The sequence below is a fragment of the Shewanella sp. ZOR0012 genome (assembly GCF_000798835.1).
GTDB classification, from domain to species: domain Bacteria; phylum Pseudomonadota; class Gammaproteobacteria; order Enterobacterales; family Shewanellaceae; genus Shewanella; species Shewanella xiamenensis.
Map to the genome: position 1 here is coordinate 1,607,793 of NZ_JTLE01000094.1, position 12,432 is coordinate 1,620,224.

Here is a 12,432-nt window from a genome sequence, read left to right on the forward strand (position 1 = left end):
ACCTAATGAAGGAAAGCGTAAAACCAGATCCTATTGTTTTTAGATACCCTCTTCAATATAGCCAACTGATCCGTATGAACATCGAGGACACTCAGCACTGCTGTTTTGCCATGGGCAGCTTTTACAAAGCATCTTTCGCTAAAAGCTGCATGTTGAGCGAACTTGCTTTCAAACCTGCTCTGTCGAACCGGTAGCGCATATAGGCCGAGATATCATCCTCGTGGGAAGAGACAACCAACTGGCAATGTTTAAGTTCGCAACGTAGTAAATCGGTCAAGGAAGCAACGTTGACTTCATCCAGAGATTGCGACGGATCATCAATCAGAATGAGAGGCACGCGAGCATAGACCTTGTTTAGCGAGAGGAAGAAGGCAAGGCTGAGGGCTGACACCTGACCAGAACTCATAGACATGACTGCATCGTGTTCAGACTTCTCAGCAGTCAGGAACCTCAACTGCGTACCTTCACGGCTCTCGATAAACAGGCCTAGGCCACGTTGGTAGTTTTGGATCAGTCGGCCACTGTAAATGTGGAAAATGAACTCAATGGCCGAAATGGTCTGGTCGGTATAACTCTGCTCTGTCTTCTTCAGCGTGCTGCGAAGCTTTTCGATTTTGCCTTGCGCATTTTTGGCTGCGAGGACTTCTTTTTCGATCAGCTTAAGATCGGAAATACAGGTTTGGAGCCTAGAGTTTTGAGCCTCATTAGCTTTAATCGATATGTACAGTTCTTTGTCCTTTAGGTCTTCAGCCGTGACTATGTAGAAGTCTTGCAGGTCTTTGAAGACGCTGTTTATTGTTTCTCGCCAGTCCTCCGGTAGCGCTAAAGCATCAGCTTCAAGTTGTTTTTTATTCCTTAGAATCTCTTTAAGCTTTTCAAGTCGCTCATTTACTACTTCATCAATTTCCGTATATGGGTCGGTAAATTGAATATTCTCGCTTTGCAGTTTCTCCAGTAGCTGGGTTATTGCTGGGAGCCGAAGCTTAATTTTGGTCAGCGCAGCATGAAGATTGGGTTCAAATGTCGGCGTGAGAAGTTTTAGGCTGTCTTGTATATGGCCTCCTATGAGCTTCAGCTCAGCATCCATCGCAGCGATAAGGTTTACTAAGTCCTTGCCGTCCTGGCCAAGTGAATCAGAGATCTGCTTAGTTCTTGCCTCAATAGCATCCACCATTGATTTGTGATCTTCCCAGTCAGCGCCACAAAGAGGACACAACTGATCGTCGGGATAAGACTTTTTATGTTCATCAATGAGTTGCCTTTTCAAGCGTTCCAATTCGGCTACGACGTTCGCATTAGCGGTGCTTTTTTCACGTAGGCTGTTTCGGTATTCAATTTTTGATTCAAACCACTCAAGGCGCCTATCCTCCCAGTTTGGCAGTGATCGAGCTTCTTCAAGCTTGATAGCCGAGGCTCCGCGTCTGATGATGCTTGTTGAACGCTCTAATTCATCAATCCCCTTCTTAATAGCGTCAAGCTCATCAAGCTTGCCAAGGTCTTTACCAAACTGAGCCAGACTTCTCAAAGATTCCTTGTTACGATCAATGTCTGCATCGATGCCCTCGTTGTGAACCCTGGTTTTTATCGTGGTTTTGAGTGGAAGAAGGGCAATAATCTTGCGAACGGATTCCTGATAGGCAGCATGATCTGCCGCTGAATACGTTGAAAAAAGGATCTCTTCGTCCCATCCTGGCTGGACATCAGTCGTCGATAGCTTTCTGTACTCAACCAGCCCAGTCACTGTTTGCAATGTGCTTCTTAGGGTAGCTATCTCTTCTTTAAGTGATAAGGCTTTTGCCTTGCGTTCAGGATTATTGATGTACTTTGCGAGTTTACTGTATAAGGTGTTGCAGCTTTCGATCTCAGCTTCGATATCACTGATGTTAAAGAGGTTTCCTAGTTTATCCTTGCGATCGTCTACCCGAGTGTGTAGCAGCCGGTTTTGCCCTTGCTCCAGATAGTTTAGGAAGGAAAAGTTTTCCCTGAAGTTTTTGCCGAAAACTTCGTCAAGAAAGTTATTGTCGCGCTGTTCGATTTTCGTGAAGGCAGATGATTCAAATTCCGGTAGCTCGTAAAGCGTAAAATTTTCATAATTGTCTGCCCTATTGTTCGCTGGATTTTTAAATATTACTGCTGGGCAATGCCTTGCTAAAACAAGTTTGCGATCATCATTAATAAATTCGATTTTAATGCATAAATCGTTATCGCCGGATCGACTATTCCAGAAGAGATTGTCCGCGTAGTTTTTCTTATGACCTGTTAATAATGTATCGAATAAGTTTTGTATACGACTAATCTGACCGGTGAGTAGTAGTTCGATGGCGTCGAAGATGCTTGTTTTTCCATAACCGTTCGGACCATCCAGAGTTAGCAAGGATGACTCGCCAAGATCTAAGTAAATACGCTTGAATGCTTTGAAGCTAGAAACTTCAATCTTGGATATTTGCCAGTTCATTGTTAATCATTTCCTTGATAATTTCGTCAGCGTTTTTGTTTGTAACTTGCTGGATAATCGAATATGTATCATTCAGCCCTGCTTCTGCAACGGCTTCAGCTGCCTGTAACCTTAAGGGCACAAGGTTTCCTTGATGGCTCGGTAGCTCTAAGAAAGGAAGCTTGATAAAAGTTTTCGTTGCGAAGCTGTATTGTGTCGCGATAAGAGGGTTTTCTTTGTAGTTAAGAAATTCCTTTTTGTCAGCAATCACAGATTCCAGTTTGTCGTAGGTAAAATCTTTGAGCGCACTTTCTTCCGCAATACTGTAATAGAGGACATATTTTTTATAAAAATGCGGGTCTTCCTCGATAGCGAAAATTTCTTCTTCGTGATCCTTGAACTCAGCCAAAACATCAAGGCGATGGATGCAAATCAAATCACAGTTTTTCTTAAAGCTTGGGTTTCTGAGGAATTCATCAGGAGCAAGGTGATTGATTCGGTTATTCAGATTAGCTGGGTCAGGAAGATCGTCTAAAATATGTACGACTGCGAATCTAATAGCAGACCCAGACTCGCGAACATAAAAGCTTGTTGTGTCCAGTTCTAGCTTACTCACAAAGTCATGGGCAACAAGTGCTTCATCAATGAGTTGCTTTATCATTCAGTCGACCCTCTGCGTCGTCTTTTGTCATTACGCTAATACATAGCGACTTGGTGATGTTGTTTTCGAGCTTTTCAGTGGCCTGCTTATTGTCGAAATCATCTGAGTTTGTGAATTTTGTATTGAAGGTGAATGAGGCTTCTGCTTTGCTGGCGATTAGATGGTTGTATTCAAAAAGTAATCTCAGCAAATCACAGTTGTTTTTCATTTCTCTGATCATGTCAGATTCACACTCTTCACTTTCATCTACGTCAAGAGCGGTAGGTACGTAGAACCGATTTTCGATGTCGATGTAGTGCGGAAGGTGGTTGAATATGGGCTCCACCGAAATATCCTGTATCAGTTTAGAATATCGCCTGATGTCGTTTGTCTGAACGTCTTGGAACCGCTCGGATGGCTTCATCATCTGACATAGCGTTTTTAATTCGTTGATGGGCGTTTCGCGTATGTGCTCACATAAACGCCTAGCTCTCTCATAAGTGGCGTCACTCATTGTTGGTAGCGCTTGATCCAGCCTTTCTTCTAGATGGGTTAGGAGCCGAGCCTTTAATTCAACTGCATAGTAGTCCCTATTCTGATAGGGATTTTCGTTCAGCAGATCAGCTAAAAGGCTACTGGCTTTGATGCGATTCTCGTATGCGGCTCTGGCTTCTCTGACTCCGTCAACTTGATTTAATTTATGGCAATGTATTGCGATGGTGCTTATTTTTTCTGACAGTAGGCAGTAGTTAAAATTTATAAGGTTATCACTGACAGTGATGGACTGTTTCTCACATATATTTTTTATAAGTCCTTTGGTTAACCCTTCAATTTCACCCAGTCCACAATAATATTTATCTCCGTAGCGATAAAATTTTACTGTTTCTCCGCTAGCGCCTTTGTGATCATCTGTATTATCTAGTTGGACGGATACATGAAAGTAACGGGTCGTCCCTTCTATTTTATCAAATTCGATTAAAGTGGACTGTTCTAGTGCCTTGGTGTAGCCACTACGATATTTGCTAATCTTCGCTTTTACTTGGTGGGCGGTATGTAGCTTTCCTTTTTTATAAATAGCAAAGTCGTCGCTACTGTCTAGCTGAAGCTCGAAGTCTAAATCGTCATCGTAAATAAGTTTAAGCGAGTGATATAGCGCAACTTTCCCTTGATAAACGAAACCGCTCCACGAGGATATGGCGCTGGCTGGGTATTTCTCGTCTTCTTGACTCACATGAACTCCTTGCTGCCTGCGTGATTGAGTCATGCTAATGTATTTATGAGGTTTTATGTAATTATTTCGTTTGGTTGGTAAACATATTCTGCATTTTTCGGCCTTGATCAAGAATATTGTCTGAATAGCTACATACTCAGTAGACACTTTCGAAACTTTATTTGACCGAACTCAGCTTATGCGAAGTTTGCAGTTTAGGGCACTAACCCTAACTGATTTTTGTCCCAAAGCTTGCTTCGTATTTCTTTAAAACTTACAGATTACGCTAATGCTAAAAAAGCTAGCCATGGTGATTAGCGAGACGACCGTCCGCCCCATGGACGGGGCGGTCGAGCATCCACGGATGGACTTGCTGCGTGTCGGTGAGTGAACACCATGGCAAGCCTGCGTTAGAGGATATCAGCCAACGAATCTAATCAGGTTGCCATAAGTTTGATAATACTATTACTCACCTTTAGTGCATTAAATCTAACCCGTTTCTGTCCCTAAGTGAGTTACAACGAGTATGATACTTTAATACTCAGTTGAAGCTTGGTTTGGACTTGGTAGTAGCAACTAGTATGAATCTGTATTTTTGGCCACGTTTAATCTTAAACGGTTCGAGCAGTGTTAATTGACAGTTTAGTATGAAACTTTATTTCTCACCAACATTAAGATATTTAGCTAACAACTTGAGCATCCTTATTATTTTGGCTGTGGCGAGTTTACCGCAACTGCATACAAGGTGGCTAACTGTGAAGGAAAACGACTGGATAGGTCATCTATTCAAACGATTTGTAAAGCAGGGGTGAATGTGCAGAACATTGCAGCAAACAGCGCTGATGCGTTGGCGACCATCGAAAAAAGGGACTTTTTCGTTGAGCCCCCCAAGGATGGGTTTACGGCGTGTCGCCAGAGCATAAGTGCTGTTGCACTCGACAGGTTCAATGGATTAAGCAAAGCAATAAAAAGCCCAGATTTATATTCTGGGCTTACTTGAATCAAATAAGTTAATGCATCGAACGCTAGGAGCTAAGACGTCATTAATACTTAGGCTTAAAAACGCTTAAAACACCATCTCTGGTACATGGTCTGGCACGATTAATTTGCCAGCAGTTTTGCTAACAATTTCTTCAACGCTGACACCGGGGGCGCGCTCTAACAGATGGAAGGCGCCATCTTTAATCTCGATAAAGGCTAAATCGGTAACAACACGTTTGATGCAGCCGTAGCCTGTGAGCGGTAATTCGCATACGGGTAACAGCTTAGAGTTACCGTACTTATCGGCGTGCATCATAGTCACGATAATATTTTCCGCACCCGCCACTAAATCCATTGCGCCGCCCATGCCTTTGATGAGCTTGCCAGGGATCATCCATGAGGCGATAGAACCATTTACATCGACCTCAAAGGCGCCGAGTACTGTTAAGTCCACATGGCCGCCACGGATCATGGCAAAGCTTTCGGCGGAGGAGAAAAACGAGGCACCTTTTATCGCGGTAACGGTTTGTTTGCCGGCATTGATTAAATCCGGATCGATGGTTTCTTCCGTCGGAAATTCACCCATGCCGAGTAGGCCGTTTTCCGATTGCAGCATCACTTCCATGCCTGCGGGAATGTAGTTGGCCACGAGCGTGGGAATGCCAATACCGAGGTTGACGTAGTAGCCGTCTTGTAATTCTTTGGCAACGCGCTGTGCCAGTTGTTCTCTTGATAATGCCATGATCTTTATCCTTTCTTTACCTAGGGCGTGTTGACGTTTCAGGGTTATTTTTGCAGCCAAATGCTGCCCTAAGGGTTCGTCTGGCAAGCCCTTGCTCTTTGTCACTCGTCATTTGAGTAGAATAACTACGCATCATTCCTCGTTTCGCGAGCACGAGCTTGCCAGAACGAACAAAATTTAATCTCGAAACGTCAACACGCCCTAGAGTCGCTATTGGCCTCAATTTTTAGGCCTTTACTTTGGACTCTAGTTTGAGCCAAGACTCTGTCGCTTTAGCTTGCGTTGTTAATCGTTCAGCGCTTCTTATTTTGCCGCTTTTACCGTGCGCTGCTCGATACGTTTCTCGAACTTGCCTTGGATGACGCGATCAACATAAATGCCGGGAGTATGGATATGATCAGGATCGAGCTCGCCCGGCTCCACAATAAACTCGGCTTCTACTACCGTGATTTTGCCCGCAGTCGCCATCATAGGGTTAAAGTTGGCGGCGGTTTTGCGGAACACTAAGTTACCCATAGTATCGGCCTTCCAAGCGCGAACGAGGGCAAAATCGGCGGTCAGAGATTCTTCTAACACATAATGACGGCCTTTGATTTCACGGGTTTCTTTGCCTTCCGCCACGGGGGTACCGTAGCCTGTGGCGGTAAAGAATGCCGGAATACCTGCACCGCCGGCGCGGATTTTTTCCGCCAGCGTACCCTGCGGCGTTAAAATCACATTCAGTTCGCCCGAGAGCATTTGCTGCTCGAAAGTAGCGTTCTCACCGACGTAGGAGGCGATCATGGTCGAAATCTGGCGATGTTTTAACAATAAGCCCAGACCGAAATCATCCACACCAGCGTTGTTTGAAATGGCGGTTAAGCCCTTAACGCCCATCTTAACCATTTGATTGATTAAGCCTTCAGGAATACCGCACAGGCCAAAACCGCCAACCATAATGGTCATATCATCGGATAAACCTGCTAACGCTTCTTCATAGCTGCTGACGACTTTATTGAGTCCTGCCATTTTGATGTCCTTTAAATTGTTATTCGTGTCCAATCATTTCTAGAACCTAGAACCTAGAAACTAGAACCTAGCACCTAGGCTTTAGCGCCATGCAAGATTGCATTGGCGACTTTAGAGCCATTAAGACGATTTAATTGTTTGCTGATCCCAAAACCCGCTAATGCCAGTTTTTCTAAATCGATACCCGTTTTCAAACCGAGCCCGTGGAGCATATAGACCAAGTCTTCACTTGCCAGATTGCCCGACGCGCCTTTTGCATAGGGGCAACCACCTAGGCCCGCGACGGAGGCGTCAAAGCTGCGCACGCCTAAATCGAGACAGGCGGTAATATTGGCTAATGCTTGGCCATAGGTGTCGTGGAAGTGCAGGGCGAGCTTTTCGACCGGCACTCGCTCCATCACGGCTTGCAGCATTTTACGGGCTTTTAACGGTGTGCCTACACCGATAGTGTCGCCGAGCGAAATTTCGTAACAGCCCATTTTGTAAAGGATTTCAGACACTCTTGCCACTTCGCTCGCCGCGATTTCCCCTTCATAGGGGCAACCTAAAACGCAGGACACATAGCCACGCACTGGGATATTGGCGGCTTTTGCCATGTCCATCAACGGGATAAAGCGTTCTATCGACTCTTCAATCGAACAGTTGATATTGCGTTGGCTAAAGCTTTGTGACGCCGCACCAAAGATAGCGACTTCGGAAGCTTTTGCATCCAGCGCCAGCTCTAAGCCTTTGACATTGGGGGTGAGGGCGCTGTAAACCACGCCCGCTTGACGGCGAATTTGGCGCAATACGTCACCGCTATCGGCCATTTGTGGCACCCATTTGGGTGACACAAAACTGCCAGCTTCAATTCGCTTCACGCCCGCATCGGCGAGGGATTCAATCAAGGCGACTTTGGCCTGTGTCGGGACAGCGGCTTCATTCTGCAAGCCATCACGGGGCCCCATCTCGAATAGGCTAACCCTATCCGAGCTGGCGCTTACCGAGGTCGCGCTTAAGTTCGAAAGATCCAGCGCAGACATTTAGGCTTCCTCGCTCTGGGCTTTGGGCTCAACATGGAGCAGCACAGCGCCATCGCTCACTAACTCGCCCGCCTTGAAGTAGAACTCGGTAACAATACCGTCGAAGGGCGCTTCGATGGTGTATTCCATCTTCATCGCTTCCATCACCAGTAGCCCTTGTCCCGCCTTCACCTCTGCACCAACTTCCACTAAGTGGGTCACAACTGTGCCGTTCATCGGGGCCTTGAGCTTATCTTCATTGCTGGATTCGGCCTCAACCACTTGGGTTTTAACCGCCCTGAAGTGATAACTGCCTGAGGGTAAAAACAGCGTAAAATCATCGCCCTGAGCGCTGACAGGCACTTTACTCTTATGGCCGTTGATTTCGGCTAACAGTAAATCCTGCTTAAGCTCACCACTCAGCGACTTGCTCACTTGGCCCTCTGCTGCGGGTTGGGATAATTGGTAGTGATCGCCAAAGTCTAATAACACCAATTGTTGCAACTCGTGGGCATCGTCGAGTAGGGCAATAGTATGCTGGCTAACGCTGTTGAGTCTAAAGCCACTGACTTGGCCCCAAGGCGAGTAAGGATCGGCGCTGTTAATTGCCTGTGCCTTGGCGGCTTCTTTACGGGCAAGTACTTGATACAGCGCGGCAAAGGCGATAGCCGTATCGGTTTCGCTCGAAGCACTGCCAATCAACGCGTCGCCGTAACGGTTGATAAAGTCGGTGCTAAAATCCGCCTTGGCAAAGGCGGGGTGCTCGGCAATATTCGCCAAAAATTCAATATTGTGCTTAAGCCCGCTGATTTGATAGGACTCAAGGGCATGCACTAGGCGCTGTAGCGCACGCGGACGCGACTCATCCCACACGATGAGCTTGGCAATCATAGGATCGTAGAAGTTACTGATCACATCGTTTTCACGGATGCCGGAATCGATACGCACATATTTGCTTTGCTCAGGCTCGCGCAGGAAGTTGAGCTTACCGCTGGCGGGTAAAAACTCATTTTGCGGATCCTCGGCGTAAATACGCACCTCAAAGGCGTGTCCATGGATACGCACTTCGTCCTGTTTGAGCGGTAACGGCTGACCACTGGCGACCATTAACTGCCATTTGACTAAGTCTTGGCCCGTCACCATTTCGGTCACCGGATGCTCTACCTGTAGGCGAGTATTCATCTCCATAAAGTAGAAGCTATTGTCGGTATCTAACAGGAATTCAATGGTTCCTGCGCCGACATAATCGATGGCCTTGGCGGCAGCGACGGCGGCTTCACCCATTTGGGCGCGCAGCTCATCACTTAAACCTGGGGCAGGGGCTTCTTCGACCACTTTTTGATGGCGGCGCTGAATCGAGCAGTCGCGATCCGATAAGTAAATTGCATTGCCAAAGGTATCGGCAAACACTTGGACTTCGACATGGCGAGGCTGGCGTAAATAACGCTCCATCAATAACTTATCGTTACCGAAGGAGGAGGCCGCTTCACGGCGCGCCGAGTTGATGGCGTCCATGATTTCGCCTTCATGCTCAACGATACGCATACCTTTGCCACCGCCACCGTAGGCGGCTTTAATCAGCATCGGAAAGCCGATTTTTAAGGCTTCAGCCTTGAGGGTGGCATCGGTTTGATCGTCGCCATGGTAACCCGGCACTAAAGGCACTTGCGCCGCCGTCATAATGGCTTTGGCTGCACTCTTGCTGCCCATGGCATCGATGGCATCGCTGCCAGGGCCAACAAATACGATTCCGGCCGCCTCACACTTGCGGGCAAAGTCGGCATTTTCCGATAAGAAGCCATAACCTGGGTGAATGGCTTGCGCCTGAGCTTTTTTGGCGATTTCAATGATCAAGTCGCCCTTCAGGTAAGAATCCGCCGGAGCGCTGCCACCTAAGTAAAACGATTCGTCGGCCATGGCAACATGACGGGCGTTTTTATCGGCATCGGAATATAAGGCAACGGTGCGAACGCCCATGGCCTGCGCGGTTTTGATAATGCGGCAGGCAATTTCACCACGGTTAGCAATTAAAAGCTTAGTGAACATGCTGTTAGTCGACATCAAAGAACTCCTTGAGTATCTGTTGGCGTGTGCCAGTTAGGCTGACGTTTTTCAAAAAAGGCGTTTAAACCTTCTTGGCCTTCATCAGATACCCGAATGCGGGCGATGCGCTCGCTGGTGTAATCAATCGTATCTTGGTCTATCACGCCGTCTTCGAGGCGGGCGAGTAGGGTCTTTACCCATGCCATGCCCTGCGGACTGTTGGCGAGCAGCGCGGTGATAATGGGCTTTGCTGCGGTCGCTAAATCGTCGTTTATCTCATGGATAACATTGAGTTTGAGCGCCGTTTGCGCATCAAAACGTTCCGCGGTCAGCATATAGCGGCGTGAGGCGCGATTGCCCATGGCGCGGGCAACGTAGGGGCTAATCACTGCAGGGATCAGCCCTAGTTTGACTTCGCTTAAGCAGAAGCTTGCACGCTCGGTGGCGATGGCAATATCACTAGCGCAAATTAACCCAAGCGCGCCGCCAAAGGCCGCCCCTTGGACTAAGGCGATAGTGGGTTTTGGAAAGGTATCTAAATCCTGCATCAGCTTAGCCAGCGCCTTGGCGTCATTCAGATTTTGCTCAAAATCCATCTTGGCTTGTTTGCGCATCCAGTTTAAGTCGGCGCCTGCGCTGAAGTTTTTGCCATTGGCTTTTAATACCAAGAGTTTACAGTCTTTGTGCTCGGCAAAATAACCGAGGACGGCGATCATTTCGCTGATCATCACCTCATCGAAGGCGTTGTGCACTTCAGCGCGGTTAAGAATTAACTCGCCCACGCCGTTATTGAGCGCATAGCTTACATGTTGCAAATGGCCTAAGGCGTGCTGCAAATTAGCTAAGGATTGAGTGCTAGTGTTCTGGTGTTGTGTGTCAGTCATTATTATTCCCGTCATATTTATCCCCTCTATGAGTGATACGTAAGGCATCGCAAGATGCGTTACATACGGAAGACGCCGAAGCGGGTGTCTTCGATAGGGGCATTTAATGCGGCTGACAGGGCAAGGCCCACCACATCACGGGTTTGCGCTGGGTCGATAATGCCGTCATCCCACAGGCGGGCGCTGGCATGGTAGGGATGACCCTCTTTATCGTACTGGGCAATAATCGGTGCTTTAAAGGCTTTTTCGTCCTCAGCAGACCATTCTTCGCCTTTACGGGCTAAACCGTCGCGGCGTACTGTCGCTAATACGCCAGCGGCTTGCTCGCCACCCATCACAGAGATGCGCGCATTGGGCCACATCCACATCATGGTCGGCTCGAAGGCGCGGCCACACATACCGTAGTTACCCGCACCGTAGCTGCCACCGATAATCACAGTGAATTTAGGCACATTGGCGCAGGAGACTGCGGTCACCATCTTGGCGCCATGCTTAGCGATACCTTCGTGTTCGTACTTTTTACCCACCATAAAGCCGGTGATATTTTGCAGGAACAGCAGCGGGATCTTGCGCTGGCAGCACAGTTCGATAAAGTGCGCGCCTTTTTGCGCCGATTCTGAGAATAAAATGCCGTTGTTGGCCACAATTCCCACGGGATAGCCGTGAATGCGGGCAAAACCACAGACCAAAGTCGCACCATAGTTAGCTTTAAACTCATCGAAGTCGGAGTCGTCGACAATGCGGGCGATCACTTCTTTCACATCGAAGGGCTTTTTCAAGTCGGTGCCGACGATGCCATAGAGTTCGTTGATATCAAACTTAGGTGGCTTAACTGGGCTAAGTAGACTGTTGATTTGTTTTTGATGATTCAGACGCAGCACTGCACGGCGGGCAAGCTCTAAGGCATGCTCATCGTTTTGGGCTAAGTGATCCGCGACACCTGAAATTTTAGTGTGTACATCGGCGCCGCCGAGTTCTTCGGCGCTGACTTCTTCACCGGTCGCGGCTTTCACTAACGGCGGCCCAGCTAAGAAGATAGTGCCTTGTTCTTTAACGATAATAGATTCATCGGCCATGGCAGGAACATAGGCGCCGCCCGCGGTACACAGACCCATCACCACCGCAATTTGTGGAATGCCCTTGGCGGACATTTGCGCTTGATTGTAGAAAATTCGGCCGAAATGGTCACGATCGGGGAAGACTTCATCCTGACGAGGCAAGTTAGCACCGCCCGAGTCGACTAAATAGATACAGGGCAGATGGCAGCGACTGGCAATCTCTTGTGCCCTTAAGTGTTTTTTGACCGTGATAGGGTAGTAAGTGCCGCCTTTGACCGTGGCATCGTTGGCGATAATCATGCACTCTACGCCGCTCACTCGGCCGATACCGGCGATAATCCCTGCGGCGGGCACTTCTTCGTCATAGACTTCAAATGCCGCAAATTGCGACAATTCTAAAAAGGGCGAACCTGCGTCGAGGAGTTTCTCAA

The 12,432-nt window shown here is 47.8% G+C and carries 9 protein-coding genes; all 9 read right to left on the reverse strand.

Going from position 1 to position 12,432, the window contains the following annotated elements:
- Positions 1-121: 121 nt before the first annotated feature.
- Positions 122-2,455, reverse strand: coding sequence for an AAA family ATPase (locus tag L976_RS08745; protein WP_047536109.1), 2,334 nt, complete (start codon positions 2,453-2,455; stop codon positions 122-124).
- Positions 2,430-3,095 (reverse strand): ABC-three component system middle component 1, encoded by a 666-nt coding sequence (locus L976_RS08750; RefSeq protein WP_047536113.1) that lies wholly within the window; start codon positions 3,093-3,095, stop codon positions 2,430-2,432. Before L976_RS08750 ends, L976_RS08745 begins: the two co-directional genes overlap by 26 nt.
- Positions 3,076-4,305, reverse strand: coding sequence for an ABC-three component system protein (locus tag L976_RS08755; RefSeq protein WP_047536116.1), 1,230 nt, complete (start codon positions 4,303-4,305; stop codon positions 3,076-3,078). Before L976_RS08755 ends, L976_RS08750 begins: the two co-directional genes overlap by 20 nt.
- Positions 4,306-5,350: 1,045 nt before the next feature.
- Positions 5,351-6,007, reverse strand: a complete 657-nt coding sequence (locus L976_RS08765) for a 3-oxoacid CoA-transferase subunit B (RefSeq protein WP_037425678.1) — start codon at positions 6,005-6,007, stop codon at positions 5,351-5,353.
- A 303-nt stretch (positions 6,008-6,310) separates the two neighbouring features.
- A complete protein-coding gene (locus L976_RS08770) occupies positions 6,311-7,015 on the reverse strand; it encodes a CoA transferase subunit A (RefSeq protein WP_011623088.1) in 705 nt (234 codons plus the stop codon).
- Between the two features lie 74 nt (positions 7,016-7,089).
- On the reverse strand, positions 7,090-8,037 hold the full coding sequence (locus L976_RS08775; RefSeq protein WP_047536121.1) for a hydroxymethylglutaryl-CoA lyase: 948 nt from the start codon (positions 8,035-8,037) through the stop codon (positions 7,090-7,092).
- Positions 8,038-10,077 carry an acetyl/propionyl/methylcrotonyl-CoA carboxylase subunit alpha gene (locus L976_RS08780; RefSeq protein WP_047536124.1) on the reverse strand — a complete coding sequence of 680 codons (2,040 nt, stop codon included), beginning with the start codon at positions 10,075-10,077 and terminating at the stop codon, positions 8,038-8,040.
- Positions 10,077-10,943, reverse strand: coding sequence for an enoyl-CoA hydratase-related protein (locus tag L976_RS08785; RefSeq protein WP_047536127.1), 867 nt, complete (start codon positions 10,941-10,943; stop codon positions 10,077-10,079). The genes L976_RS08780 and L976_RS08785 overlap by 1 nt, the downstream gene beginning before the upstream one ends.
- A gap of 59 nt (positions 10,944-11,002) precedes the next feature.
- Positions 11,003-12,432 (reverse strand): carboxyl transferase domain-containing protein (locus L976_RS08790; protein ID WP_047540314.1); only part of this gene is annotated, 1,430 nt, incomplete at its 5' end.

Coding starts and splice junctions, on each gene's coding strand:
- L976_RS08745 (WP_047536109.1), bottom strand. CDS start 2,455: ATGAACTGGCAAATATCCAAGATTGAAGTTTCTAGCTTCAAAGCATTC.
- L976_RS08750 (WP_047536113.1), bottom strand. CDS start 3,095: ATGATAAAGCAACTCATTGATGAAGCACTTGTTGCCCATGACTTTGTG.
- L976_RS08765 (WP_037425678.1), bottom strand. CDS start 6,007: ATGGCATTATCAAGAGAACAACTGGCACAGCGCGTTGCCAAAGAATTA.
- L976_RS08770 (WP_011623088.1), bottom strand. CDS start 7,015: ATGGCAGGACTCAATAAAGTCGTCAGCAGCTATGAAGAAGCGTTAGCA.
- L976_RS08775 (WP_047536121.1), bottom strand. CDS start 8,037: ATGTCTGCGCTGGATCTTTCGAACTTAAGCGCGACCTCGGTAAGCGCC.
- L976_RS08780 (WP_047536124.1), bottom strand. CDS start 10,077: ATGTCGACTAACAGCATGTTCACTAAGCTTTTAATTGCTAACCGTGGT.
- L976_RS08785 (WP_047536127.1), bottom strand. CDS start 10,943: ATGACTGACACACAACACCAGAACACTAGCACTCAATCCTTAGCTAAT.